The organism is Mycobacterium sp. E3251 (genome assembly GCF_001666835.1).
Taxonomy (GTDB): domain Bacteria; phylum Actinomycetota; class Actinomycetes; order Mycobacteriales; family Mycobacteriaceae; genus Mycobacterium.
Genome location: NZ_LZJF01000188.1, coordinates 26,516 through 51,634, shown reverse-complemented (window position 1 = coordinate 51,634; position 25,119 = coordinate 26,516). Strand labels below are relative to the sequence as shown.

Sequence of the window (25,119 nt, the reverse complement as noted above, 5' to 3'; positions counted from 1 at the left end):
GTGATCATCCAACGCCTCTGACCGCGACACATTCCCTTCGGGCGTCCTCCCGCCGGCGGAGCCGTGCCAGCGATGCGGGCGCCCACCAGTTCAGGCCGCCGCAGACGTGCATGAAGGCCGGAACGAGCAGCACGCGCACCAACGTTGCGTCGACCAACACGGCGAGAGTCAGACCGACGCCGAACATCCGCATGAACGAAACCTCCGCGGAAGTGAGCGCGGCGAACGAGATCGACATCAACAGCGCTGCCGCCGTGATGATCCGGCCCGTTCGCGCGACGCCCAGCGCGATGCTCTCGTCGTTGTCGACTCGCGTGCGGTTCGACGCCAGCCAGTACTCGCGGATGCGGGACAGCAGGAACACCTCATAGTCCATGGACAATCCGAACGCGATGCAGAACATCAACACCGGGATGTTGGCCACCAGCGTGCCGGTTGGGGTGGTGCCCAACGCGCCCAGATGCCCGTCCTGGAAGATCCACACCAGCGCGCCGAATCCCGCCGTCAACGAAAGCACGTTGAGCAGCACCGCTTTGACGGGCAGCACCACGCTGCCGGTGAGCAGGAAAAGCAACACCAACATGACGCAAGCGACGAAACCGAACAGCAAGGGCAATCGCGACGTAATCGCTTCGACGGAGTCGCGATTCATCTGGGCCATCCCGGCCAGCTCGACTCGGCGGCCATCGGCCAATGGGACCGCATGCAGGCGATCCAGCTGCGCGGCGGAGGCCGGCGAATACAGCGGCGCGCTGCTGGCCACCGTCAAATAGGCGCTGCCGTCCGCCATTCCGGCGGGTGCCGACGGCGGCCCTGTGCGCTCACCGGCGAGAAAGGTTCCGGTCGGTGCCGACACCGCCGAGACGTCGGGCACGCGTGACAGCCCGGCGGCGTACTCGTCAAGCTCTCGCGTCGTCAGGCCGTCGGCGCGGGGGATGACGACCCGCACCCTGGTTTCCGACTCGGCACCGAAGTCATGCCGGACCCGGTCGCTCACGGCCCGCGCCGACGACGACGCCGGCAGCACCCGATCGTCGGGATAGCCCCATTTGATGCCGAGGAATGGCGCGCCCAACGCGAGCAGGAGGGCGATGATCGCCAGGCCGATCGGGACCGCGCGACGCATGGCCAGCTTGGCCGTTCGGTACCAAAAGGTGTGCTCGATGGTCGCCGGGGGTGCTTGCGGACGGCGAAAGATCTTGCGGCCCAAGTCCCAAACGTTGAGTGCGTCGAGCCGGTCGCCCAGTAAGACGATCACCGCGGGTGCGACCACCATCGCGGCCAGGGCCGCGAAAGCCACCACCGCGACGCCGGCGTAGGCGAATGACCTCAGGAAGTACATCGGGAATATCACCAGGGCGGCCAGTGCGAGGGCCACCGTCAGGGCGGAGAACAGCACGGTGCGTCCGGCCGTGGCCATGGTGCGCGGGAGGGCTTCGGCGGGGGGCAGCCCGTCGGCCAGTTCGTCGCGGTAACGGCTGATGATCAGCAGCGTGTAGTCGATGCCCAGCGCCAGCGCCAACGCCACCGCCACGTTCACCGCGAAGATGGACACGTCGGCGACCAGCGCGACCGCGCGCAGCACCGCGAGCGAACCCAGGATCGCGAAGCCGCCGACGAGGATCGGCAGCGCCGCGGCCAGCAAGCCACCGAACACCCACACCAGCGCGGCGAAACTCAACGGGATCGCAACGGATTCCATTCGCAGCAGGTCATTTTGGGTCTGCCGGTTGAGCTCTTCGTAGGTGATCGCCATGCCTCCGGCTTGCACGGTCACGCCGTCGCGATCGCGCACCAGCCGGTCCGCGAGCTCCCGGGCATGCCTGGGTGCGCTGCCTTCCCCACCGTTGAGGGCGGCGACAATCAGCGCGGACTTGCCGTCGCCGCTGACCAACCCCGGCTGGGGCGCATCCCACGGCGACGCCACCTGCGCGACGAACGGCGACTGGGCCAGTTGCCGGACGATGTCCACGCCGACCGTCCGGGCGAGTCCTTGGGTGACGCCGCTCTGCGAGCGGACCAGCAGTGTCATCTCCATGTCGCCCTGATGGAACTTCTCAGCCAGAACCGCTGTGGCACGAGCGGATTCGGCCGTCTGGTCGAGAAATCCGCCGCCGGGCAGGGTGGCTGCGGCCGGGATACCGAAGACGGCGGCAAGAACCGCCAGGAACATCGCGCTTGCGATCACGCGTCGCGGAGCGGCGATGGCGATCAGGGCCAGTCGCGATAGCATGCGCATCCTCCGGGATGATTAGCTGTCGATCCCCCCGATCGGTCTGGGTCAAATCCTCTTTCCCCCCTTATCGCGCTTCATAAAGCGGGTACGACGTCAGGGCGGATCGGGTTCAAGGATTCGGCCGACAAATTTAAGTTAATTAAACGTTAATGGATTTAAAAAACGCCCGAGCTGTGGTTATGCCCGCGTGGCGGTGAGGTATTCGGGCACGAACTCCGTGTCGCCGGGGCGATGGCGCCTCCTGACCGGCAGTCCCACCGCCCCGAGCAGCTCGGTGACGTTGCGCTGCACCGTCGTCCAACCGCGGGCGGTCAGATACTCCGGCACGTAATGGTATTGCCCCGGATGGGTCAGGCTGGCCAGGTCGACGTCCACCCCGTTCTGGCGCAAGCCATCCACAAACGACCGCTCCGCCTCCAGCTGCAACGGCGTCCAGATGGGCATGTGGTCGGCGGCGAACCGGCTGCCCGCGGCGCTCATCGCGGTGACGCCCTGCAGCACGTGGTCCTGCACGGCCGGAGTCAGATACCCGATCAGCAGCTGCTCGGCGATCCACGCCGCGGGCGCGGTGGCGTCGAAGCCGACCCGCCGCAGGGCGGCCGGCCAATCCTGGTGCAGGGCGACGCCAACGGCCCGCCGGCTCGCCGTCAGCTCGGCGCCCAGTTCGCGCAGCGCATCGGATTTGAAGTCGAGCACCTCGGGCCGGTCGATCTCGTAAACGGTTGTCCCCGGCGGCCACCACAGCCGGTACGGCCGGGTGTCCAGGCCCGACGCCAGGATCACCACCTGGCGAAGGCCCGCCCTGCCCGCGTCGGCGACGAACTCGTCGACGAACCGGGTGTGCGCCGCGCAGAAGTCCGGGAACCGCGGCCCGTCGGCGTCATCCGCGCCGAACCGGTCGTCGTCGATCATCCGCACGAAGTGGTCGACCCCGGCGGCCCGCACCAACGGTTCGGCGAACGGATCGTCCAGCGTCCCCTTGTTGGTGGCGATGGCCCGCGCGGCGGCCGCGAATGCCGCGGTCACCGCCACGCCCGTCGTCGCTGCCATGGGCGCTACACGCCGGACCGGCGCCGCAGGGCCAGGCCGGCGACCGCCCGCCAGCCGAGCAACAACAACGCGGTGACCGAGGCCGCCACCACCACGAAACTGGCCGCGACGCCGGCGGAACTGGCCTTGCGCAACACCATGCCGACGACGACGGTGCACAGCCAGACGACCACCCCGGTCGGCGCCACCTCGGTGGGGCGCCGCCAGGCGCGGGATGCCAGCCAACCCGCGACGGTTCCGGTGAGAAACGGCCACGCGGTCGCCGCGACGCCGGCGAGGTCGAGCCCTTCGTCGTGGCTGCGACGCCCGGCGGCGCAGAACACCAGCACACCGATGACATCCATGGCCAGCCACAGGAGCCGTCGCATGCAGCGAGAGTACCGGGCGCAACGCCGGGCTTGACCCTGCCGCCGGGCTGAACCTAGGTTCGTCGGCAATGAACGCACATTCACAAGGCCGCCTGGCCGTGGTGACCGGCGCCGGTTCGGGCATCGGCAAGGCGATCGCGCTGGCGTTCGCCGCACAGGGCGACCGGGTGATCGCCGCCGACCTCGACGAGGCCGCCGGCGCGGCCACCGCTCGGGAGCACCCCGGTCTGATCACCGCGCTGCCGGTGGACGTCGCCGACCCGGCCCAGGTCGATGCCCTGCGGGACGCGACGCACGGCGATGCCGGCGTGCCCGACATCGTCGTCAACGCCGCGGGATGGGATCGCACCGATCAATTCCTCAATGCCACACCGGAATTCGCCGCCAAGGTGGTGGCGATCAACTACCTGGGGCCGGTGCACATCTGCGCCGCGTTCCTGCCGGGAATGATCGAGACACACGCCGGCGGGCGCGTCGTCAACGTCGCCAGCGACGCGGGCCGGGTGGGAAGCGCCGGGGAATCCATCTACGCCGGCGCCAAGGGCGGGGTGATCGCGCTGACGAAGTCGCTGGCCCGGGAGATGGCCCGCCATCAGATCACGGTCAACTGCGTGTGCCCGGGCCCGACCGACACGCCGCTGTTCCACGCCCAGCCCGAGAAGCTGAAAGAAGCGCTGGTCAAAGCCATTCCGTTTCGCCGCCTGGCACGACCCGAGGAGGTCGCCGCGGCCGTGCAGTTCTTCGCGTCGCCCGCGGCGTCGTTCATCACCGGACAGGTGATCAGCGTCAGCGGTGGCCTGACGATGGCCGGTTAGTGGCAGGGTGGGTTCATGACTAACAAGAAGCCGCCGGCCTTCGACCGCGACGATCCGCTGGGCCTGGACGCCTCGCTGTCCGACGACGAGCTCGCGGTGCGCGCCACCGTCAGGGAGTTCTGTGCCGAGCACGTCCTGCCCTACGTCGCGGAGTGGTTCGAGATCGGCGACCTGCCGGTGCGCGAACTCGCCAAAGGATTCGGCCAGCTCGGCCTGCTGGGGATGCACCTGGAGGGGTACGGGTGCGGCGGGGCCTCCGCGGTGCACTACGGCCTGGCGTGCGTGGAGCTCGAGGCCGCCGACTCCGGACTGCGGTCGATGGTCTCCGTGCAGGGATCGCTGGCGATGTTCGCGATCTGGAACTTCGGGTCCGAGGAGCAAAAGCAGGAGTGGCTGCCCGGTATGGCGACCGGCGAACTGCTGGGGTGTTTCGGGCTGACCGAACCCGATGTGGGATCCGATCCCGCCGCGATGAAAACCCGTGCGCGACGCGACGGTTCCGATTGGGTCCTCAACGGCCGGAAGCTGTGGATCACCAACGGCTCGGTCGCCGACGTCGCGGTCGTGTGGGCCGCCACCGACGAGGGGATCCGCGGCTTCCTGGTGCCCACCAGGACACCGGGATTCACCGCCAACACCATCCACCACAAGCTGTCGCTGCGGGCCTCGATCACCAGCGAGCTGGTGCTCGACGACGTGCGGGTGCCCGCCGAGGCGATGCTGCCCGAGGCGAAGGGCCTGCGGGGGCCGCTGTCCTGTCTGTCCGAGGCGCGCTACGGAATCATCTGGGGTGCCATGGGCGCGGCGCGGTCGGCCTGGCAGGCCGCGCTCGACTACGCCACCCAGCGCACCCAGTTCGGGCGCCCGATCGCCGGATTCCAGTTGACCCAGGCAAAGCTTGTCGACATGGCGGTCGAGTTGCACAAGGGCCAGCTGCTCTCGCTGCAACTGGGCCGCCTCAAGGACAGCGTCGGGCTGCGTCCCGAGCAGGTCAGCTTCGGCAAGCTGAACAACACCCGGGAGGCCATCAAGATCTGCCGGACGGCTCGAACCATCCTGGGCGGCAACGGCATATCGCTCGAGTACCCGGTCATCCGGCACATGGTCAACCTGGAGTCGGTGCTCACCTACGAAGGCACCCCCGAGATGCATCAGCTCGTCCTGGGCCAGGCGTTCACCGGTAGCGACGCCTTCCGGTAACGGGGAAGACATGGCCGCACGGCTGGAGTACGCCGAAGAGCACCGGCAGTTCCGGGCGCTCGTCCGCGAGTTCGTGCAGCGGGTGGTGGTCCCGGCGCACGAGCGGGCCGAAACCCGCGGGCAGTGGGACCGCTCGCTGTTCCTCGAGGCGGGAAAGCTTGGGCTGCTCGGCTTTTCGGTGCCCGAGCAGCTCGGCGGCCCGGGGGTCAACGACTTTCGCTACAACGCGATCGTCATCGACGAACTGCAGCGGGCCGGCGCGGCGGCAGAGGCCATCGCGTTCACGCTGCAAAACGACGTGGTACTGCCCTATCTCACCGAGCTGACCACGCCCGAGCAACGACGGCGGTGGCTGCCCGGCGTGGTGACCGGCGAGACGGTGCTGGGCATCGCCATGACCGAACCCGGCACCGGCAGCGACCTCGCCGGGATCCGCACCGCGGCGGTCCGGGACGGCGACCACTACGTCGTCAACGGCGGCAAGACGTTCATCTCCAACGGCCAATGCGGCGACCTGTTCGTCGTCGCGGTGCGGACGTCACCCGATCGCCACAAAGGCCTGTCGCTGCTGGTGGTGGACGCCGACACCCCGGGCTTCTCCCGGGGCCGCAACCTGGACAAGATCGGCCTGCACGCCCAGGACACCAGCGAGCTGACGTTCACCGACATGCGGGTGCCGGTCGCCAATCTGCTCGGGGAAGAGGGCGCCGGCTTCTACCAACTGATGCAGAACCTGCCCCAGGAGCGCCTTGCGCTGGGGGTGGGGGCGGTGGCCGCCGCCGAGGCCATCCTGGGCGAGACGCTGGAGTACGTGCGCGGACGCCGGGCGTTCGGCACGCCGATCGCCGGCTTCCAGCACAGCCAATTCGTTCTCGCCGAGGTGGCGACCGAAATCGACGTCGCCCGAACCTATCTCGACGACTGCCTGGCCCAGCACCTCGCCGGCGAGCTGACCGCGGCGCGGGCCGCCCGGCTGAAATGGTGGACCACCGACCTGCAGGTGCGAACCGCCGACCGCTGCCTGCAGCTGCACGGCGGCTACGGCTACATGCGCGAGTACGCCGTGGCGCGCGCGTTCGTCGACGCCCGCATCCAGACGATCTACGGCGGGACCAACGAGATCATGAAGACGATCGTCGCCAAGGACCTGGGCATCTGATGGCCGTTGACTATGGCGCCCTGCCCGTCGAGGAGGCCGTCCGCGCGGCCCGGGCCAGCGCGCGGCGCCGCCAGGTGCTCGACGCCGCGGTCAAGGTGATGGGAAGGCACGGCTTCCACCAGATGTCCATGCAGGATCTGGCCGCCGAGGCCAAGGTCAGCGTCGGCCTAATCTACACCTACTTCGGCGGCAAGGAGGACCTGCTGCTGGCCACGATCGTGCGGATCCTCGACGTGTTCCGCGACCAGCTGGCGCCCGTGATGGCCGCCGCCGGCGACGACGTCGTCGACCAACTGGCCGCAGGCATCGGCCGCTACATCCAGATCGTGGACGAGAACCTCGACGGCGTGGTGCTGACCTATCGGGAGAGCCGGACACTGGCGCCGGCCGACCGGGCCAGGATCAAGGAACTCGAAATCGCTACCGCGGCACCCCTGCGCGCGGTCATCGAAGCCGGTATCGCCGCGGGCGTCTTCCGCGATGTCGACGTCGACGTCACCGTGTTCGACATCATGCTGCTCGCCCACGGCTGGGCGCTCAAGCACTGGCATTTCGGCCCGGCCTACACCCGCGACGAGTACATCCGGCTGCAGACCCGCCACCTGCTGCACGCATTGGTGCGCGACGACCGTCGCGCCGACTACGCACACGTGCTGGAATGAAGCCATGAGACTCACCGCGCTCCGTAACATGGCCGCCGCGTTCGCGCTGGGCGCCGTCGTCGTGGCGCCGGCCGCCGGTGCCGACCCCACCGTCGCTCTGCCCCCGATGACATCCAGCGGTGGTGGCCCGATCATCGGTGGCGGCACCAATGCCGGGATCGCGCAGCAGCTGTTCAGCTTCGGCACTCCCAACGTGCAGGAGGCCGACGGCTCGGACGCGGCGCAATTCATCACGGCCGCCGCCGCGAGCGCCAATCCCCAACTGGCCGCTCCCTTCTCGCTGATGCGCCGGGCGCTGGCATGCCAGACCAACAACGCTGGGTTCGGGGCGCGCGCCTACCGGCGCAGCGATGGGCAATGGGGTGGCGCGATGGTGGTCGCGGCCAAGAGCGCGACGCCCAACATGGACGGGCTGTCGGCCTGCGCCAAGACGAATTGGCGCAGGGCCACGGCCGGCGCGCAGAACTCGCTCTGCAACAGCGGCTGGAGCACGCCCAACACCTTCGAGAGCCGCCGCGGCGAGACGTATTACGTCCTGCTCGCCGGCACCTCCGACGACTTCTGCACAGCGGTCAACGGCAAGTTCAAGGACAACTCCAACGGGTGGCCGTTCTAGCCGCAACCCCGAAATGGGCTGCGCGAGTGGCTGTTCCGGATGTGGGCAGCGCCGAAGGGGTGCGCCTGCATCCATTGCGGCCGGCCGACCCCGGCCAGACTAAGGGTAGGATTACCATTCTCGAATATCTCCGCGGCCACCATTGATCCGCCGGAAACTTCCATCCGATTGAATTCAATACATGTCACGCGGACACGCAACTTCCGGCGATGAGTTCGGCGCGCCGGTTTTCGAAATCCACTGTGGCAACGGAAAAGACGCCGTAGACTCCCGCCATCGGGTAATCGGGCGATCGGGCAAACAAGGGAAATTTCCATCCATGAACGGGGTTGGTGTTATGTCACGATTGACCGGCAAGATCATTCTCGCAGCGATGCTCGGATTCACCGTCTGCGCGGCTTCGGCTTGTACAACGCCGATAACCATCGATTGCGGTCCGTCCCTGACCTGCCAGTAACAGCAGGCCATATCCGCGACTTCGGCAAGGGATCGTCCACCCCCCAGGGCGGGCGATCCCTTGCCGTACCGCTGCGTTCACCCGGATTGTCCTGTGCGACAGCCGGATCTGCGGGCGCCCGTGCCGATCTGCGCCTCGCCGTGACGCCCGAGGTGTCCTAGTCGTACGGTGGACATGCGTTGCAAACAGCATGCGACCAGAACGACGAGGCCAATAAGGGGTAAGCATGTCGCGTCATCGCGTCGTCATCATCGGAAGCGGATTCGGCGGTTTGAACGCGGCCAAGGCCCTGAAGCGGGCCGACGTGGACGTCACGTTGATCTCGAGGACGACCACCCACCTTTTCCAGCCGCTGCTGTACCAGGTGGCCACCGGCATCCTGTCCGAGGGCGACATCGCCCCGACCACCCGGCTGATCCTGCGCCGACAGAAAAACGTCCGGGTGCTGTGGGGCGAGGTCAGCGGCATCGACCTGACGGCGAAGACCGTGACATCACACCTGATGGGCATGCAGACGGTGACGCCCTTCGACAGCCTGATCGTGGCCGCCGGCGCGCAGCAGTCCTATTTCGGCCACGACGAGTACGCCGCATTCGCGCCCGGCATGAAGAGCGTCGACGACGCCCTCGAGCTGCGGGCCCGCATCCTCGGCGCGTTCGAGGCCGCCGAGGTCGCCACCGACCCGGACGAGCGGCAACGCCGCCTGACGTTCGTGGTGGTCGGCGCCGGGCCGACCGGGGTCGAGCTGGCCGGCGAGATCGTCCAGCTCGCCGAGCGCACCCTGGCCGGGGCCTTCCGGACGATCACCCCCAGCGAATGCCGGGTCATCCTGCTCGACGCGGCGCCCGCGGTATTGCCGCCGATGGGTGAGAAGCTGGGCCTCAAGGCGCAACGCCGGCTGCAGAAGATGGACGTCGAGATCCAGCTCAACGCGATGGTGACCGCGGTCGACTACATGGGCATCACCGTCAAAGACGCCGACGGCAGCGAGCGCCGCATCGAATGCGCGTGCAAGGTGTGGGCCGCGGGCGTGCAGGCCAGCGGTCTGGGCAAAATGGTCGCCGAACAGTCCGACGGCACCGAGACGGACCGCGCCGGACGGGTCATCGTCGAACCCGACCTCACCGTCAAGGGGCACCCGTACGTGTTCGTCATCGGCGACCTGATGTCGGTCCCCGGCGTACCGGGCATGGCCCAGGGCGCGATCCAGGGCGCGAAATACGTCACCAATCTGATCAAGCAGGCGGTGAAGGGCCACGACGATCCGGCCAACCGCAAGCCGTTCAAGTACTTCGACAAGGGCAGCATGGCCCTGATCTCCCGGTACAGCGCGGTCGCGAAGGTCGGCAAGCTCGAGTTCGGCGGCTTCATCGCCTGGCTGGCCTGGCTGCTGCTGCACCTGTTGTATCTGGTCGGCTTCCGCAACCGCATCGCCGCCATGTTCTCCTGGGGGATCTCCTTCCTGGGCCGCACCCGCGGCCAGATGGCCATCACCAGCCAGATGATGTACGCCCGGCCGGTGGTGGACTGGGTGGAGCGGCAGGCCCAAGAGGGGACGCTGGCGGCGGCCGAACGCATCGAGGCCGCCGAGAAACAGGCCGGCTAGCTCTTCGGCTAGCTCAGAGCCTGGTCGATGTCGGCGATCAGGTCGTCGGTGCCCTCCAGCCCGACCGAGATCCGGACCACGCCGTCGCCGAGGCCGATGGCGGCGCGGCCCTCCGGGCCCATCGCCCGGTGGGTGGTGGTGGCGGGGTGTGTGACAAGGGATTTGGCGTCGCCCAGGTTGTTGGAGATGTCGATCAGCCGCAACTTGTCCAGCACCTCGAAGGCCCGTTGCTTGGCCTTGTCGTCGGGGCAGTCGAGGGCGAAGGTGATCACCGTGCCGCCGCCGGACATCTGCCGCTTGGCCAGCTCGTATTGCGGGTGCGACGGCAGATACGGGTAGCGGACCCAGCTCACCGCGGGATGGGTCTCCAGGAATTCCGCGATCCGGTGCGCCGAGGAGTTGCTGTGCTCGACCCGGATCGCCAGCGTCTCAAGGCCTTTCACCAACACCCAGGCGTTGAACGCGCTCAGCGCCGGTCCGGTGTGCCGCATCAGCTTCTGCACCGGGCCGTCGATGTACTCCTTGTCGCCGAGGATGGCGCCGCCCAGCACCCGGCCCTGACCGTCGATGTGCTTGGTGCCCGAGTACACCACCACGTCGACCCCGAGGGGAATGCCCTGCTGCAGCAGCGGGGTGGCAAAGACGTTGTCCAACACCACCTTTGCGCCTGCGGCGTGGGCGAGCTCGACCACCGCGGCGATGTCCACCAGCGACTGCATCGGGTTCGACGGCGTCTCGAAGAACACCGCCGCGGTGGGCACGGACAGCGCCTCCTCCCACTGCGCGAGGTCGTCGCCGTCCACGAAGACGGTCTCGACGCCCCAGCGCGGCAGGATCTCGTTGCACACCACGAAGCACGACCCGAACAGGCTGCGCGCCGCGACCAGCCGGTCCCCGGCGGCCAGCAGCGCGCCCAGCGCGGTGAACACCGCCGCCATTCCGCTCGCGGTGGCGAACGCCGCGGGGGCGCCCTCGATCAGGCGCAACCGCTCCTCGAACATCGTCACGGTCGGGTTCCCGTACCGCGAGTACACGAAGTGGTCGAGCTCGCCGGTGAACGACTTCTCCGCGACGGCGGCCGAGGAGTAGACGTAGCCGGACGTCAGGAACATCGCCTCGGCCGTCTCGTCGAATCCCGAGCGCAGCAGCCCGCCGCGCACGCCGATCGTGGCCGGACTGACCCCGTCGGGCAGCGCCTTGGGGGTGCGGACGGACTCCCCCGAGGGGTCGGTCATAGCTGCTTCCAGGGCAATCCGATGGCGCGCCAACCCGATTCGCCCCGCAGCCCCCGCGCGTTCGGGTGACCCTCGAACCCGTCCAGCACGTTGTAGGCCGGGGTGATGCCGGTCCGGGTGGCAACCTGGGCGGCGCCGATGGAGCGGTTGCCCGAGCGGCACAGGAAGATGACCGGACGTTCGGCCTCGGTTTCGGGCACCCGGTCGCGCAGTTCGTCGGCGAAGTTTTCGTTGTACCTGCCGTCAGAGCTGTTCCACTCGATGAACACCACCTCGCGGCCCAGGCTGGTCAGGTCCGGCACCCCGACGAACCGCCATTCGTCATCGGTGCGCACGTCGACCAGCACAGCGTCGGGGTTGTCGTTGAGCAGTTCCCATGCCTGCTCTGGCGTGATGTCTCCGGCGTAGCCTGCGCGCTCTGTGCTCATGAACTCGGATCGTAACGAGGTCGTTGGGTCAACCGGTTCGCCACCTCGCGGGCGCGCTCGCGCGCCGCAGCCACGTCGGGCGCCGTCGCCAGTGCCTGGTATCCGCGCCCGACGGCGCGCAGGTCGCTCTCCGGCACCGCCAGCGCCCCGGCCAGGGCGGCGGCCGGCCCGTCGGCGCGCTGCACCCGGCGCGCCGCGCCCGGCGAAATCATCATGGTGTCCACCGGCAGGCCGAGGATGGTGCGGGCCTGCAGGTCGAACACCGAGAGCCGCTGGCTGCGCACCGTCACCCACGCGCTGTCGGCGGGGCGCGGCGTGACGTCGGCGAAGTACACCTCGTCGCCGTTGATCATCAATTCGACGCCGAAGACGCCGCGGCCGCCGAGCGCCTTGACGATCCGCGCGGCGATCGATTTGGCGGCGTCCGACGCCGCCGGGCTGAGCTGCTGCGGTTGCCAGGACTCCAGGCCCTCGCGATGGCCGATGGGCGTACAGAAGTCGATCACCGGCCCCTGGGGCCCGTCGCTGCGCACCGCCAGCAGGGTGACGTAGAACTCGACCTCCACCACGGTCTCGGCCAGCACCCGGTGCTGTTCCCCGTGCCCTCCGGTCGCGCGCTGCCAGGCCGCCGCGATGTCGTCGGGGCCCGAAGCCACCGACTGCCCCCGCCCGGCGGCGGCGAGCACCGGCTTCACCAGCAGCGGGTAGCCCGCGTGGGCGCCGACCGCCTCGAGTTCGCCGAGCGAGCCGACGAACCAGAACGGCGCGGTGGGCAGCCCCAACTCGTCGGCGGCCAGCCGGCGCAGGCCCTCCCGGTCTGCGGCGAGCCGGACCGCACGAGCGCCGGGCACCAGCTGCGCGCCCTCGAGGCCCTCGAGCGCTTGGGGCGAGACCGTGTCGGTGGTGGTGACCACAACGTCCGGCCGCACACCCCGGACCGCCCTGGTCAGCTCGTCGGCGTCGGTCAACGGCACTGTAAGCGACTGATCGGCGACCGCCTCCGCGGGGCGCTCGTCGACGGCGATCACCGAGGCGCCCAGTCGCCCCAGGGCGATCGCCAGTTCCCGGCTGAGGTCTCCGGAACCCAGCAACACGACGCGCGGCCTCGTGTCCGCTTCTTCCGTCGGCGCTTGCGATGGCACGGCGAGCACGATCGTCTTGTCGTCTTGTCCTTCGGTGAAGCCGTCAGTCACCGCTCAAGGATAGGTCGGTTCCGAGCGCCCTAGGGCTGCCCGGGAAGCAGCCGCACCATCAGCCCGTTGGCCTCGGCCAGCACCGCTTCGTCGCCGTCGAGCAGTTCGGCGGCCACGAACGCCTTGCGGCCCTCGGTGCTCGTGACCCGGCCGCGCACCGACAGCGGCGCATCGATCGGGGTGACCTTGCGGTAGTCGACGTGCAGGAAGGCCGTTCGGCTGATGGGACGCCCGGCGGCGTGCGACACCATGCCGAACATGTGGTCGAACAGCAGCGGGAGCACGCCGCCGTGCACGGCGTGGTTCCCGCCGACGTGAAACCGGCTGAAGTAGCCGGTCATCTCGACGCCGTCCGGAGCGTATTTCGTCAGCGTCCAGGGCGGCAGCAGCAGGCTGCCCATGCCCGGCAAGTCGGGCGTCCGCCCGGCCGGCGCCTTGCCCTCGTCGGCCTGGAACGGTCCCAGCAGCCGCACCAGGGCCTCGGCGCGGTCGGCCGCGTCGTCCCACAGGTCATCGCCGGGATCGGCGGACACGGACAGGTCCTGCAGCGCCCGCATGGCCGCGACGAACCGGCCGAATCCCGGGCCGGGGCTGGCCGGGCCGTATTCGGGAAAGCCGCCGTGGTGTTCGTATTCGGGGTCGAGTTCTTTGGGATCCGGCTCAGGTGACGGGTGGGTCACGGGCGGGCCGCCAGGACGTCGCGTCGCACGATCGTCTGTTCCCGCCCCGGGCCGACGCCGATGCACGAAACATGCGCTCCGGCAAGCTCTTCCAGCCGCAGCACGTAGTCACGCGCCTTGGCGGGCAGGTCGTCGAATTCACGGGCGTCCGAGATGTCCTCCCACCAGCCCGGCAACTCCTCGTAGATCGGCTCGGCGCGGGCGAGGTCGGTCTGGGTCATCGGCATGTCGGTGGTGCGCTCGCCGTCGATGCGATAGCCGACGCAGATCGGCACCGTTTCCAGGCTGGAGAGCACGTCGAGTTTGGTCAGGAAGAAATCGGTGATGCCGTTGACCCGCGTGGCGTAACGAGCGATCACGGCGTCGAACCAGCCGCAGCGACGCCGCCGCCCGGTGGTCACGCCGAACTCGCCGCCGGTCTTGGACAGGTATTCGCCGTTCTCGTCGAACAGCTCGGTGGGGAACGGCCCGGAGCCCACGCGGGTGGTGTAGGCCTTGAGGATCCCGAGCACGGTGGTGATGCGGGTGGGCCCGATGCCGGAGCCGACGGCGGCGCCGCCGGCGGTCGGATTCGACGACGTCACATAGGGATACGTGCCGTGGTCGACGTCGAGCAGGGTGCCCTGGGAACCCTCCAGCAGCACGGTTTCGCCGGTCTCGAGCGCGGCGTTGAGCAGCCGCCGGGTGTCGCGGATGCGGTGGCGGAACCCCTCCGCCTGTTCCAGCAGCGCGTCGACGACCTGGTGCGGGTCCAGCGCCTTGCGGTTGTAGATCTTGACCAGGATCTGGTTCTTCAGTTCCAGCGCCGCCTCAATCTTGTGGGTCAGCTGGCCGGGGTCGAGCACGTCGGCGACCCGGATCCCCTGGCGGGCGATCTTGTCCTGGTAGCAGGGCCCGATGCCGCGCCCGGTGGTGCCGATCTTCTTGTTGCCCATGTAGCGCTCGGTGACCTTGTCGATGGCCACGTGGTACGGCAACAGCAGGTGCGCGTCGGCGGAGATCAGCAGCTTGGTGGTGTCCACGCCGCGGTCCTCGAGGCCTTTGAGCTCGTCGAGCAGCACACCGGGGTCGACCACCACACCGTTGCCGATGACGTTGGTGACGCCGGGGGTCAGCACTCCCGACGGGATCAGGTGCAGCGCGAAGTTCTCGCCGCTGGGCAACACGACGGTGTGCCCGGCGTTGTTGCCACCCTGATAGCGCACCACCCACTGCACGCGTCCACCGAGCAGGTCAGTGGCTTTACCTTTGCCCTCGTCGCCCCATTGGGCGCCGATGAGGACGATTGCCGGCATGACTTGCTCCCGCCTGCTTACTGTGGCCCTGCTGGCAACGCGCCGTATCTTGCAGCGCCGCCACGGTTTTCGGCATCGCCCGTTGGCTCGAGCTGCCGACCTGCACCAGCGCCCCGGTTGACCACCACGGCACCGTGCGCGTAGCCGGACGCGTCTTTGCTTGGCGCGCTCACGTGGCGATCCTAAACGTCGGGTAGCGACGGGCTTGTGCCAAGGCCCCTGCTCATCCGGGCAGCCGCCCGCTGAGCGGCATTTCCGCCCGTGCGCCGGCGGCCGGAGCGCTTGCCGTCTCCGACGGTTTGGCCGCACACACGCCGCCTTGGGTCGGTGCGTCCAACATCAGGCACAAGCCCTTCCTGTCACGACCGGGCTTCTTGGCCGCCCACCCCGGCCACACGGGTTTCCCGTTCCAGCTGACCAGCGTCCAGCCATCGTGCGGATTGCCCTGGATCTCGACGATGCCGGCGTTTGGCAGCGGATCGAAGAGCAAGAGCAGCGGATCGGGGTTCTTGACACTCATCATCGTGCCGACGCCGATCGCAAACTCGCTGGAGACCGCCACTTCGGTGATCTTGCCGCCCACGGACCGAACCGGGTTGGCCAGGGCATTGCCGTACATCAATTGCAGGGAGTCGTTGAAGCGACTCGCGTTGGTCACCGCGTTGCCGTACATCGTCTGCAGCGCGCCGTTGAAGCGCCTGTCGAATTCGAACCCGTTGGTGTCGGTGGAGCCCGGAGCCAGCATCGGCACGATGCGCAGCCCCAGCAGCCACGCCACCGGGCCGAGCAGGTACACCAGCCCCGCAAGGCTGAACTGGGGTAGGCCGTTGAAAACGCCGGCGTCGATCTCGTTGAGGCCCGGCAACGCCTGAACGTTCATTCCCAGCATGGACGCCAACGGCGCCGCGGTCTGCTGCGTCCTGACCAACTGCGACGCGAAGATTCCGGCCACCGACCCCTTCGCGGCGAGCGCCGTGGCGATGCTCTGCGCCTGTTGCTGGCCGAGCGCAGTGAGTACTGCTCCGGGCACCGACGTGTCGATCACGCCCGCCGCGTTGGCCTCCGACTGGCCGTGCCGCACCAAGTCGATCACGATCGATTCGTCGGCCGAGGCGGTCGCCGGCCCGACGCAGAGCAGGACGGCCGAGAACGCTACGGCACCAGCACGGCGGAGTTGCTTCGTCAGCAATGGAGGCGCGTGGGGCCCGTAACAGGCCCGAACGGCGCGGTTCGCGCGGTTGAGAAGACGGCGATGAGTCGGCGAATGGCAGTTCTCCGTTCTCTTGGCCACCCATTCGTTGACCCCGTGGCAGGAGTAAAGTATCCGGTTGCTACCAGGCGGTGGCGCAACGATTTTCGCAGTCCGAAATCATGTTGTGACTGTGTCGTTATAGTGAGATCGTTTCGTGCACAGACGGTCTGGCCGCTGTTCGGACGAAAACTGTTGAACGACAAGGATATTGGGACTGCTGACGTGGACGGCACGTGACGCGAGAAGATCCCGCCGTGGCGGTGTTGCTGTTCGGCGATCGGCGCGTGCCACGCCCGCTGACCGGCATGCCGGTTCACTCGGCCGGCACCGATGCCGCGATCGGCCGCTACCGCCGGCTCGTCGTGGTAGGCGCCGACGCCGACCTGGCCGCCGTGCTGACCCGGCTGCTGCGCGCAGACCGGCTCGACATCGAGGTGGCCTACGTGCCGCGCCGCCGCACCCGCGCGACCCGGATCTACCGCCTGCCCGCCGGGCGGCGCGCGGCGCGGCGCGCCCGGCAGGGGCCCGCCCGGCGCGTGACCCTGGTCCGCGACGAGACCGGGTCGGTGGTCGTCGGGCGCGCCGGCTGGCTGCCCGGCGAGGACCGGCGCCTGCGCGGCGAGGCCGTCGTCGACGACACCGTGTTGTTCGACGGTGACGCCCCCGCCGTCGACGTCGAGCCGACGCTGACCGTCCCGGGCCTGCGCGCCCGCGTGCGAACGGGCCGGCGCCGCTGGGTCGCCGGCCGCGCGGTCCAGCTGGGCAGCACCGGCGTCACGGTGGTGCGCGACGGCGTGCCCGCGTCGCGCCCGGCGCGGCGGTCGACGTTCTACCGCAACGTCGAAGGCTGGCTGGCGGTCCGCTAGTTTCGACCGGTGAGCCTGCCCGCCCGGCGCGAATCGGTCCGACCCAGCCCCATCTTCCTGGCCCTGCTGGCCTTGACGGCGACGGGCGGCGTGCTGGCGTGGCTGGCCGGCAGTACCGTGCGGCCGCTGGCGTATTTCGGCGTGTTCACCTTCGTCATCGCCGGCTGGTTGGTGTCGCTGTGCCTGCACGAGTTCGGCCACGCCGTGACCGCCTGGCGATTCGGCGACCACGACGCCGCCGTGCGCGGATACCTGACGCTGGATCCGCGGCGCTATAGCCATCCCGCGCTGTCGCTCCTGCTGCCGATGGTGGTCATCGCGCTGGGCGGGATCGGCCTGCCGGGCGCCGCGGTGTACGTGCGGACGTGGTTCATGACCCCGAACCGGCGCAGCCTGGTCAGCCTGGCGGGCCCGGCCGCCAACCTGGTGCTTGCGGTGCTGCTGCTGGCGCTGACGCGGTTGTTCTACGACCCCTTCCACCAGGTGCTCTGGGCGGGCGTGGCGTTCCTGGGCTTCCTGCAGCTGACCGCGGTGGTGCTCAACCTGCTGCCCATCCCGGGCCTGGACGGCTACGACGCCCTCGAGCCGCACCTGAGTCCCGAGACGCAGCGCGCGGTGGCGCCGGCCAAGCAGTACGGCTTTTTCATTTTGCTGTTCCTGCTCCTGGCGGCCAGCCACTGGTTCTTTCAGATGGTGCTCTGGCTGTTCGAGTTCTCGGGTGTGCCGACGTGGCTGGTGTCCGCGGGCAACGTGCTGACCCGCTTCTGGAGCCGCTGGTTCTGACCCTTGCCATATATGCGCGGATCCGCATATATTGCACGGCATGGGCGCCGGCCACAATCACAGTCCCGCCGAGACCGACGGGTCCCGGCTGATTCCCCGCATGATCGCCGCCGCCGCAATCCTGGCGGCGTTTTTCGTCATCGAGCTGACCACCTCGTTGCTGATCAACTCGATCGCGCTGCTGGCCGACGCGGGCCACATGCTGACCGACGTCGTCGCCGTCTTCATGGGCCTGGCCGCCGTGACGCTGGCCCGCCGGGGCAGCTCGTCACCGTCGCGGACGTACGGCTGGCACCGGGCCGAGGTGTTCACGGCCGTCGCCAACGCGGGGCTGCTGATGGGCGTCGCGCTGTTCATCCTCTGGGAAGCCATCCAGCGGCTCAGGGAAACCCCGTCGATCCCCGGCGTGCCGATGATCGTGGTCGCGCTGGCCGGGCTGCTCGCCAACCTGGCGGTCGCGTTGCTGCTGCGGTCGCACTCCGGGGAGAGCCTTGCGGTCAAGGGCGCCTACATGGAGGTCGTCGCCGACAGCGTCGGCAGCCTGGGCGTGCTGATCGCCGGTGTGGTGACCGTGACGACGCGCTGGCCGTACGCCGACGTGGTGGTGGCCGTGCTGGTCGCGCTGTGGGTGCTGCCGCGCGCGATCTCGCTGGCCCGCGACGCGCTGCGGATCCTCTCCGAATCGTCGCCGACCCACATAGACGTGGAGGAGCTGCGCTCGGCGCTGGGCGCCGTCGACGGCGTGTCCGAGGTGCACGACCTGCACGTCTGGACGCTGTCGCCGGGCAAGGACATGTGCACCGCGCACCTGCGGAGCACCGGCGACTCCACCCGGGTGCTGCACGACGCGCGTGCGGTGCTGTCGGCCCGCGGGCTGCAGCACGCCACCGTCCAGATCGACACCCCGGGCGACGCGGGCTGTTCGGAAAACTTCTAGAGCCCCAGGGCCGGGCGCGCCTCGGGGTCGCAATCGTCGAGCAGGTCCAGGCAGCGCAGGTACTCGTCGGGCTCGCCGATCGTGTCGGCGGCCCGCGCCAGCGCCGCCACACACCGCAGGAACCCGCGGTTCGGCTCGTGCGCATAGGGAACCGGGCCGAAACCCTTCCAGCCGTTGCGCCGCAGCTGGTCCAGGCCGCGGTGATAGCCGGTGCGGGCGTACGCGTAGGCGGTGATGGCCTGGTCGTCGGCCAGCGCCTGCTCGGCCAGTGCGGCCCAGGCCACCGACGCCGACGGGTGCGCGGCGGCGACGATCCCGGGCTTCTCGCCGGCGAGCAGCTCCGCCTCGGCGTCGGGGTCGCCCGGCAGCAGTGTCGGATCAGGTCCCAGGAGGTCTCGCGGCGGCGTCATGGCTCCTATTCTGCAGCCGCCCCGTTTCGCCGGGGTGGCGGACCTCGACCATCACCCCATCGAGGGGGACGGGTCGCTAAGCTCTCCAACTACCCCACCCGATAGCGGAGGACAGCCGTACTCATGCCCCAGCCACCCGAGCCCGACCGCAGCGGCGCGCCGAATCCGCCCGGGCACGAATGGGCCGCGCAATCAGGCGAGGACGCGACCGAGAGCGTCCCGCTGGTACCGAGCGACTCCGAGACCGAGACCGTGGTGATCAGACCCGATTCCGGCGGCAACCCGGCGGATCCCCAGGAGGATGCGGACGGCCAGCAGCGCGAGCGCCGCTTCACCGCGCCCGGTTTCGACGCCAAAGAGACCACGGTGATCGCCACCACCCCGGAGCCCGCCACGGAGGTGTTCCACACACCGCCGGAAGGTCAGACCGCACAGTTCGGTCAGCCCGCCAAACCGGCTGTGCCGCAATCGATCCCGCCCCGGCTGGGAGGAAAGCTCCGCACGTCTCGGCAGTTCAACTGGGGCTGGGTGCTGGCGCTGGTCCTGATCGTGCTGGCGGTGGCCGCGATCGCGATCCTGGGTACGGTGCTGCTCACCCGCGGCAAACACACGAAGGTCTCGCAGGAAGACCAGGTTCGTACCACGATCCAGAGCTTCGACACCGCGATACAAAAGGGTGATCTGACCACGCTGCGCACCATCACGTGTGGCACCACCCGCGACGGATACGCGGACTACGACGAGCACTCGTGGGACGAGACCTACCGCCGGGTCTCGGCGGCCAAGCAGTATCCGGTGATCGCCAGCATCGACCAGGTGGTGGTCAACGGCCAGCACGCCGAGGCCAACGTCACCACGTTCATGGCGTACGACCCCTCGCTGCGGTCGACCCGCAGCCTGGACCTGCAGTACCGCGACGAGCAGTGGAAGATCTGCCAGTCCCCCAGCGGCTAGGCTCTAGCGCCCCTCAGCGCCGAACGTGCAACCAGGGCGAGTTTCGAGCCGGAATTTCGCCATGAGTGCACGCTCGGCGAAGCCGGGCTAGCGGCCCACGGACTTTCCGGCGCAATGCAGGTCGTCGCAGGCCTCCACCACGCGCTCGGTCATCGATGCCTCGCCCTTCTTCAGGTAGCTGCGCGGGTCATAGACCTTCTTGGCGCCCACCTCGCCGTCGACCTTCAGCACGCCGTCGTAGTTGGTGAACATGTGGCCGGCGATCGGGCGGGTGAACGCGTACTGGGTGTCGGTGTCGACGTTCATCTTCACCACGCCGTAGCGCAGCGACTCCTCGATCTCCGACTTCAGCGAGCCCGACCCGCCGTGGAACACGAAGTCGAACGGCTTGGATCCGTCGGGCAGACCCAGCTTGGCCGCGGCCACCTGCTGCCCCTGGGCCAAAATGTCGGGGCGCAGCTTGACGTTGCCGGGCTTGTACACGCCGTGCACGTTGCCGAACGTCGCGGCCAGCAGGTACTTGCCGTGCTCGCCGTGGCCCAGCGCATCGATGGTCTTCTCGAAGTCCTCCGGGGTGGTGTACAGCTTGTCGTTGATCTCGTGGGCGACGCCGTCTTCCTCGCCGCCCACCACACCGATCTCGATCTCCAGGACGATCTTGGCGGCCGCGGCCTCCTTGAGCAGCTCCTGCGCGATGATCAGGTTCTCGTCGATCGGCACGGCCGAGCCGTCCCACATGTGGGATCCGAACAGGGGATCGCCGCCCGCGGCCACGCGTTGCGCCGAGATCGCCAGCAGCGGCCGCACGTAGCTGTCCAGCTTGTCCTTGGGGCAGTGATCGGTGTGCAGGGCCACGTTGATCGGGTACTTGGCCGCGACCACGCGGGTGAACTCGGCCAGCGCCACGGCGCCGGTCACCATGTCCTTGACCCCCAGGCCGGAGGCGAATTCCGCACCGCCGGTGGAGAACTGGATGATGCCGTCGCTGCCGGCGTCGGCGAAGCCCTTGATCGCGGCGTTGACCGTCTCGGACGAGGTGCAGTTGATGGCCGGGAAGGCGTACGAGTTCTCTTTGGCGCGGCCCAGCATCTCGGCGTAGACCTCGGGGGTGGCGATGGGCATGGGCTCCTCCTGGCGACTGGGCCCGTCCAGTATCGCAACACCGGTATGTTGAAGCATCGTGAGCACCACCGTGACGGCCCTGCCGCACATCTTCGACCCGATGTATTGGTTGGGCGCCGACGGAGTCTTCGGATCCGCGGTGCTGCCGGGCATCCTGGTCATCGTCTTCATCGAGACCGGTCTGCTGTTTCCGCTGCTGCCCGGCGAATCGCTCTTGTTCACCGGTGGGCTGTTGGCCGCGGGTGCGAACCCGCCGGCCAGCATCTGGGTGCTGGCCCCCGCCGTCGCCCTCGTCGCGATCCTGGGCGATCAGACCGGGTATTTCATCGGCCGGCGGATCGGCCCGGCCCTGTTCAAGAAGGAAGACTCCCGGTTCTTCAAGAAGCACTACGTGACGGAGTCGCACGCGTTCTTCGAGAAATACGGACCGTGGGCGATCATCCTGGCGCGATTCGCGCCATTCGTGCGAACGTTCGTCCCGCCGGTCGCCGGGGTGTCGTACATGCGCTACCCGGTGTTCCTGGGCTTCGACATCGTCGGCGGCATCCTGTGGGGCGGCGGGGTGACGCTGGCGGGCTACTTCCTGGGCAACGTGCCGTTCGTGCACCACAACCTGCAGAAGATCCTGCTGGTGATCCTGGTCGTCTCCCTGACGCCGGCGCTCATCGCGGCCTGGCGAAGCTATCGGGCACGCCGGCGGGAGCCGGCCGCCGGGGAGCCCGACTCAGGACACTCGACTCCTGCGGTACGCAACGAAAGCTTCTAGCAGTTCCGGTCGGTCGATCGAACTCTGCTGCACGGCCTCGCCCGGCGCGGCGCCGAGCAGGATCCGCTTGATCGGGATTTCCAGCCGTTTGCCGGTCAACGTCCGCGGTATGCCGGGGACGGCGAGGATCTCGTCGGGCACGTGGCGCGGCGAGGCGTGCTGACGAATGGCGGCCACGATCCGCGACCGCAGCCCGTCGTCGAGTTCGGCGCCGTCGGCCAGGGTCACGAACAGCGGCATCCAGTAGCCGCCGTCGTCCTGCTCGACCCCGACCACCAGGCAGTCACCCACCTCGGGCATGCCCTCCACCGCCGTGTAGATCTCCGCGCTGCCCATCCGCACGCCCAGCCGATTCAGAGTGGCGTCCGAACGACCGTGCACCACAACGGATCCCCGATCGGTGATGGTGATCCAGTCGCCGTGGCACCACACCCCGGGATACTTTTCGAAGTAGGCGGCGCGGTACCGGCTGCCGTCTTCGTCGTTCCAGAAGAACACCGGCATCGAGGGCATCGGCTCGGTGATCACCAGCTCGCCCTCTTCCCCGATGACCGGATGGTTTGGCCCCACCCAGGATTCGATGGCCGCGCCCAGGCAGATGCACGACAGTTCGCCGGCCACCACCGGCAGGATGGCGCTCCCGCCGATGAAGGCGGTGCAAACGTCGGTGCCGCCGCTCATGGAGATCACCGGCACCGGCCGGCCGAGGCCCTCTTGGACCCAACGGAATCCGGACGCGGGCAGCGGCGAACCGGTGGAACCCACGGCGCGCAACCCGTCCAGCGGGTACGTCGCCCCCGGCTTGAGCTCCTTCTTCGCGCAGGCCAGCAGGTAGCCCGCCCCGGCGCCGAGCATGTTGACACCCGCCTCGGCGGCGACCCGCCAAAGGCCGTCGGTGCCCAAATGCGTTGGGCTGCCGTCGTAGAGGACGATGGTGGTGTCGGCCAGCAGCCCGGACAGTTGCAGGTTCCACATCATCCAGCTCGTCGACGAGTACCACAGGAAGCGCTCGCCGGCGTGCAGCTCCAGTTGCAGGCGCAGGTACTTCAGGTGCTCGAGCACGACGCCGCCGTGACCGTGCACGATGCCCTTCGGCTTGCCGGTGGTGCCGGACGAGAACATCACCCAGAGCGGATGCGCGAACGGCACCGGGGTCATGTCCAGCTCGGCATCCGATTCCACCGCCGTCGCCCACGCGACGCTGTCGGCGTCGGTCGCCAGCCCGAGCCGCGGCACCACCACGGTGGCCCGCAGGCTCGGCATCGCCGCCCGGATGGTGTCGAGCTCCGCGCGCCGGTCGATGCGCTTGCCGTCGTACACCGACCCGTCGGTGGCCACCAGCACCGCCGGCTCCACCTGGCCCAGCCGCGCTATCACGCCGTCGACGGCCACGTCCTGGTTGCATACCGCCCAGCTCGCGCCGACGCTGGCGGCGGCCAGGGCGGCGACGGCGGCTTCGGCGACGTTGGGCAGGTACCCGACGACGGCGTCCCCGGGCCGCACCCCGAGGCCGCGCAGGTAGGCCGCGAACGCGCCGGTCTCCCGCCGCAGCCGCGCCCACGACCACTCACAGGCGCCGTCCTCGCCGACGACGATCATGGCGGGCCGCTCGTCGGTGGCGTGCCGGAAGATCTCGGTGGCGTAGTTCAGGGTGGCGCCGGGGAACCACTCGGCACCGGGCATGGCACGGTTGCCGAGCACCGCGCGGGGTGGGCTGTCCGCCTGGATGCCGAAGTAGTGCCAGACGGCGTCCCAGAACCACTCGATGTCCTCGACGGATTTGCGCTGCAGCGCGTGGTAGTTGCCGTAGTGGCCGCGTCCCGTCTCGGCGAGCCACGCCATGAAGTGGGTGAGGTTTGCCTGCGCCAGCGTGGCCTCGTCGGGAATCCAGCTGCCGGGCTCGGTCACGTCGCACTCCCTGCGGTCACGGCGGTGACGTTACAGGCGGCCTCCATCAGCATCCAGCCCGACAGCTGCACCGACAGGTCCCGCTCGGCCACCGCGGAACTGTTCACCGCGCCGTCGACGAACTGCGCTTCCCCGGCGCTCTGGGTGGGCAGTTCCGCGTCGCGGTCCCAGAACGGGCCGAACAGCGGCAGCCCGTCCACCGTTTGGCGGTAGTCCCACGCCGATTTCGCGCTGGTGAGCACGATCCGCCGGGCGGTGTCGCGGGCCGCGGCGTCGTCGGCCGAATCACCCGGCAGGGTGGTGGCGACCAGCGCGAGGTAGCGCGCGGTGACCCCGGAGAACAGGCCGCCGTCCCCGCCGCCGGCGCCGGCCAGCACGCCCGTCGGCGCCATGTGTTCGGCGACCGCCGCGACCAGCCGGTGCACCCGGGGCGCGTGCCGATCGTCGTGGGTGCGTGCCGCGAGCTCCGTTTCCAGGCCGAGCACCACGCCCTGGCAATAGGTGTACTGGGCGCGGACCAGGGAGCCGGCCTTGATGCCGTCGAACACCAGGTGCGTGTCCGGGTCGATCAGGGTCTCGTCGATCCAGTCGGCCATCTGCTGGGCGCGCCGCATCCGGTCGGAGTAGCGGGCCAGGAAGATCCCCGCCGGGCCGTTGGCCGGCGCGTTGAAGAACTGGTCCTGCTTGCGCCACGGGATGCCGCCGCCGTCCTCGGGCACCCACGCGTCGAGGAATTGCTCGGCCAGCTTGGGCAGGGCGCGGTGGCGTTCGACACCGGCGATGCGCGCGGCGCGTTCCAGCGCGAGAGCCAGCCAGGCCATGTCGTCGTAGTAGTTGTTGGTCCAGCGAAAGTTGTTGCGCAGCCGGTGCGAGCGGACCTGCCGGTTGATCCTGGCGTGCCGGTCGGGTTGCGGGTCGCGCAGCTGCGCGTCGACCAGGCAATCCAGCAGGTGCGCCTGCCACCAGTAGTGCCAGGTGCCGAACATTCGGTCGCGCCGAGTCGCCGGCCACGCCACCACGCCCAGCTGGGTCCCTGGCAGCCCCCACAGCCGTTTCAGGTGTCGTTGCGCGACAGCGGCTTCGGAGCTGGCCGCGCGGTTGGCCCATAGCTGATCCATACC

At 69.0% G+C, this 25,119-nt stretch carries 24 protein-coding genes; 11 read left to right on the top strand and 13 right to left on the bottom strand.

Features of this window, described 5'->3' with window-relative positions:
* Positions 1–4 precede the first annotated feature (4 nt).
* The 3 genes from A5697_RS23370 to A5697_RS23360 all read right to left on the bottom strand — a co-directional run bounded on the left by A5697_RS23370 (position 5) and on the right by A5697_RS23360 (position 3,654).
* Complete coding sequence (locus tag A5697_RS23370) at positions 5–2,233, bottom strand: MMPL family transporter (RefSeq protein ID WP_068012205.1); 2,229 nt, start codon at positions 2,231–2,233, stop codon at positions 5–7.
* 180 nt (positions 2,234–2,413) lie between these two features.
* Positions 2,414–3,286 carry an SAM-dependent methyltransferase gene (locus A5697_RS23365; protein WP_068012190.1) on the bottom strand — a complete coding sequence of 291 codons (873 nt, stop codon included), beginning with the start codon at positions 3,284–3,286 and terminating at the stop codon, positions 2,414–2,416.
* Positions 3,287–3,291: 5 nt separating this feature from the next.
* A complete protein-coding gene (locus tag A5697_RS23360) occupies positions 3,292–3,654 on the bottom strand; it encodes a DUF3054 domain-containing protein (protein ID WP_197501093.1) in 363 nt (120 codons plus the stop codon).
* Between the two features lie 68 nt (positions 3,655–3,722).
* On the opposite strand from A5697_RS23360, the gene A5697_RS23355 reads away from it, so the two are divergent.
* The 6 genes from A5697_RS23355 to A5697_RS23330 all read left to right on the top strand — a co-directional run bounded on the left by A5697_RS23355 (position 3,723) and on the right by A5697_RS23330 (position 10,169).
* Positions 3,723–4,469 (top strand): SDR family NAD(P)-dependent oxidoreductase, encoded by a 747-nt coding sequence (locus tag A5697_RS23355; RefSeq protein WP_067944369.1) that lies wholly within the window; start codon positions 3,723–3,725, stop codon positions 4,467–4,469.
* 15 nt (positions 4,470–4,484) lie between these two features.
* The gene (locus A5697_RS23350) at positions 4,485–5,669 is read left to right on the top strand and encodes an acyl-CoA dehydrogenase family protein (protein ID WP_067944371.1); all 1,185 of its coding nucleotides are present in this window, start codon (positions 4,485–4,487) and stop codon (positions 5,667–5,669) included.
* A gap of 10 nt (positions 5,670–5,679) precedes the next feature.
* A complete protein-coding gene (locus A5697_RS23345) occupies positions 5,680–6,828 on the top strand; it encodes an acyl-CoA dehydrogenase family protein (RefSeq protein ID WP_068012189.1) in 1,149 nt (382 codons plus the stop codon).
* A complete protein-coding gene (locus A5697_RS23340; RefSeq protein WP_068012188.1) occupies positions 6,828–7,490 on the top strand; it encodes a TetR/AcrR family transcriptional regulator in 663 nt (220 codons plus the stop codon). Before A5697_RS23345 ends, A5697_RS23340 begins: the two co-directional genes overlap by 1 nt.
* A gap of 4 nt (positions 7,491–7,494) precedes the next feature.
* Positions 7,495–8,106 carry a hypothetical protein gene (locus A5697_RS23335; RefSeq protein WP_067944379.1) on the top strand — a complete coding sequence of 204 codons (612 nt, stop codon included), beginning with the start codon at positions 7,495–7,497 and terminating at the stop codon, positions 8,104–8,106.
* A 683-nt stretch (positions 8,107–8,789) separates the two neighbouring features.
* Positions 8,790–10,169, top strand: coding sequence for an NAD(P)/FAD-dependent oxidoreductase (locus A5697_RS23330; RefSeq protein WP_067944381.1), 1,380 nt, complete (start codon positions 8,790–8,792; stop codon positions 10,167–10,169).
* A gap of 8 nt (positions 10,170–10,177) precedes the next feature.
* Here A5697_RS23330 and A5697_RS23325 read toward each other — a convergent pair whose 3' ends face one another.
* The 6 genes from A5697_RS23325 to A5697_RS23300 all read right to left on the bottom strand — a co-directional run bounded on the left by A5697_RS23325 (position 10,178) and on the right by A5697_RS23300 (position 16,189).
* Entirely contained in the window at positions 10,178–11,404 is a 1,227-nt protein-coding gene (locus A5697_RS23325; protein ID WP_068012187.1) for an O-succinylhomoserine sulfhydrylase, read from the bottom strand.
* Complete coding sequence (locus A5697_RS23320; RefSeq protein ID WP_067944210.1) at positions 11,401–11,832, bottom strand: rhodanese-like domain-containing protein; 432 nt, start codon at positions 11,830–11,832, stop codon at positions 11,401–11,403. Before A5697_RS23320 ends, A5697_RS23325 begins: the two co-directional genes overlap by 4 nt.
* A complete protein-coding gene (purT, locus tag A5697_RS23315) occupies positions 11,829–13,025 on the bottom strand; it encodes a formate-dependent phosphoribosylglycinamide formyltransferase (protein ID WP_068012186.1) in 1,197 nt (398 codons plus the stop codon). Before purT ends, A5697_RS23320 begins: the two co-directional genes overlap by 4 nt.
* Positions 13,026–13,054: 29 nt before the next feature.
* Positions 13,055–13,705: a PaaI family thioesterase gene (locus tag A5697_RS23310; protein WP_067944207.1), complete on the bottom strand. Its 651-nt coding sequence runs from the start codon at positions 13,703–13,705 to the stop codon at positions 13,055–13,057.
* The gene (locus A5697_RS23305; RefSeq protein ID WP_068012185.1) at positions 13,702–15,000 is read right to left on the bottom strand and encodes an adenylosuccinate synthase; all 1,299 of its coding nucleotides are present in this window, start codon (positions 14,998–15,000) and stop codon (positions 13,702–13,704) included. Before A5697_RS23305 ends, A5697_RS23310 begins: the two co-directional genes overlap by 4 nt.
* A 223-nt stretch (positions 15,001–15,223) precedes the next feature.
* A complete protein-coding gene (locus A5697_RS23300; protein ID WP_067944203.1) occupies positions 15,224–16,189 on the bottom strand; it encodes a histidine phosphatase family protein in 966 nt (321 codons plus the stop codon).
* A gap of 296 nt (positions 16,190–16,485) precedes the next feature.
* Here A5697_RS23300 and A5697_RS23295 point away from each other — a divergent pair, with 296 nt between their 5' ends.
* Genes A5697_RS23295 through A5697_RS23285 form a run of 3 tightly spaced genes read left to right on the top strand, consistent with a single transcriptional unit; the run spans position 16,486 to position 18,838 of the window.
* On the top strand, positions 16,486–17,118 hold the full coding sequence (locus tag A5697_RS23295; protein WP_068012184.1) for a peptidase M50: 633 nt from the start codon (positions 16,486–16,488) through the stop codon (positions 17,116–17,118).
* A gap of 9 nt (positions 17,119–17,127) precedes the next feature.
* Positions 17,128–17,901: a site-2 protease family protein gene (locus tag A5697_RS23290; RefSeq protein WP_068012183.1), complete on the top strand. Its 774-nt coding sequence runs from the start codon at positions 17,128–17,130 to the stop codon at positions 17,899–17,901.
* A 40-nt stretch (positions 17,902–17,941) separates the two neighbouring features.
* Positions 17,942–18,838: a cation diffusion facilitator family transporter gene (locus A5697_RS23285; RefSeq protein ID WP_067944199.1), complete on the top strand. Its 897-nt coding sequence runs from the start codon at positions 17,942–17,944 to the stop codon at positions 18,836–18,838.
* Here the strand turns inward: A5697_RS23285 and A5697_RS23280 are convergent.
* Positions 18,835–19,248: a DUF3151 domain-containing protein gene (locus tag A5697_RS23280; RefSeq protein WP_067944198.1), complete on the bottom strand. Its 414-nt coding sequence runs from the start codon at positions 19,246–19,248 to the stop codon at positions 18,835–18,837. The genes A5697_RS23285 and A5697_RS23280 overlap by 4 nt on opposite strands.
* Before the next feature lie 123 nt (positions 19,249–19,371).
* On the opposite strand from A5697_RS23280, the gene A5697_RS23275 reads away from it, so the two are divergent.
* Entirely contained in the window at positions 19,372–20,202 is an 831-nt protein-coding gene (locus A5697_RS23275; protein ID WP_067944197.1) for a hypothetical protein, read from the top strand.
* A gap of 87 nt (positions 20,203–20,289) precedes the next feature.
* Here the strand turns inward: A5697_RS23275 and fbaA are convergent, their stop codons facing one another.
* Complete coding sequence (fbaA, locus tag A5697_RS23270) at positions 20,290–21,324, bottom strand: class II fructose-bisphosphate aldolase (RefSeq protein ID WP_067944212.1); 1,035 nt, start codon at positions 21,322–21,324, stop codon at positions 20,290–20,292.
* Between the two features lie 58 nt (positions 21,325–21,382).
* On the opposite strand from fbaA, the gene A5697_RS23265 reads away from it, so the two are divergent.
* A complete protein-coding gene (locus A5697_RS23265) occupies positions 21,383–22,090 on the top strand; it encodes a DedA family protein (protein ID WP_068012182.1) in 708 nt (235 codons plus the stop codon).
* Here the strand turns inward: A5697_RS23265 and A5697_RS23260 are convergent.
* Both A5697_RS23260 and A5697_RS23255 read right to left on the bottom strand, forming a co-directional pair.
* Positions 22,049–23,998 carry an acetoacetate--CoA ligase gene (locus A5697_RS23260; protein WP_068012181.1) on the bottom strand — a complete coding sequence of 650 codons (1,950 nt, stop codon included), beginning with the start codon at positions 23,996–23,998 and terminating at the stop codon, positions 22,049–22,051. The two genes, A5697_RS23265 and A5697_RS23260, sit on opposite strands and share 42 nt — an antisense overlap.
* A complete protein-coding gene (locus A5697_RS23255) occupies positions 23,995–25,116 on the bottom strand; it encodes a glycoside hydrolase family 76 protein (RefSeq protein ID WP_068012180.1) in 1,122 nt (373 codons plus the stop codon). Before A5697_RS23255 ends, A5697_RS23260 begins: the two co-directional genes overlap by 4 nt.
* Positions 25,117–25,119 lie beyond the last annotated feature (3 nt).

Coding starts and splice junctions, on each gene's coding strand:
- A5697_RS23365 (WP_068012190.1), bottom strand. CDS start 3,286: ATGGCAGCGACGACGGGCGTGGCGGTGACCGCGGCATTCGCGGCCGCC.
- A5697_RS23355 (WP_067944369.1), top strand. CDS start 3,723: ATGAACGCACATTCACAAGGCCGCCTGGCCGTGGTGACCGGCGCCGGT.
- A5697_RS23285 (WP_067944199.1), top strand. CDS start 17,942: ATGGGCGCCGGCCACAATCACAGTCCCGCCGAGACCGACGGGTCCCGG.
- A5697_RS23280 (WP_067944198.1), bottom strand. CDS start 19,248: ATGACGCCGCCGCGAGACCTCCTGGGACCTGATCCGACACTGCTGCCG.
- A5697_RS23335 (WP_067944379.1), top strand. CDS start 7,495: ATGAGACTCACCGCGCTCCGTAACATGGCCGCCGCGTTCGCGCTGGGC.
- A5697_RS23350 (WP_067944371.1), top strand. CDS start 4,485: ATGACTAACAAGAAGCCGCCGGCCTTCGACCGCGACGATCCGCTGGGC.
- A5697_RS23360 (WP_197501093.1), bottom strand. CDS start 3,654: ATGCGACGGCTCCTGTGGCTGGCCATGGATGTCATCGGTGTGCTGGTG.
- A5697_RS23330 (WP_067944381.1), top strand. CDS start 8,790: ATGTCGCGTCATCGCGTCGTCATCATCGGAAGCGGATTCGGCGGTTTG.
- A5697_RS23305 (WP_068012185.1), bottom strand. CDS start 15,000: ATGCCGGCAATCGTCCTCATCGGCGCCCAATGGGGCGACGAGGGCAAA.
- fbaA (WP_067944212.1), bottom strand. CDS start 21,324: ATGCCCATCGCCACCCCCGAGGTCTACGCCGAGATGCTGGGCCGCGCC.
- A5697_RS23255 (WP_068012180.1), bottom strand. CDS start 25,116: ATGGATCAGCTATGGGCCAACCGCGCGGCCAGCTCCGAAGCCGCTGTC.
- A5697_RS23320 (WP_067944210.1), bottom strand. CDS start 11,832: ATGAGCACAGAGCGCGCAGGCTACGCCGGAGACATCACGCCAGAGCAG.
- A5697_RS23345 (WP_068012189.1), top strand. CDS start 5,680: ATGGCCGCACGGCTGGAGTACGCCGAAGAGCACCGGCAGTTCCGGGCG.
- A5697_RS23275 (WP_067944197.1), top strand. CDS start 19,372: ATGCCCCAGCCACCCGAGCCCGACCGCAGCGGCGCGCCGAATCCGCCC.
- A5697_RS23370 (WP_068012205.1), bottom strand. CDS start 2,233: ATGCTATCGCGACTGGCCCTGATCGCCATCGCCGCTCCGCGACGCGTG.
- A5697_RS23340 (WP_068012188.1), top strand. CDS start 6,828: ATGGCCGTTGACTATGGCGCCCTGCCCGTCGAGGAGGCCGTCCGCGCG.
- A5697_RS23325 (WP_068012187.1), bottom strand. CDS start 11,404: ATGACCGACCCCTCGGGGGAGTCCGTCCGCACCCCCAAGGCGCTGCCC.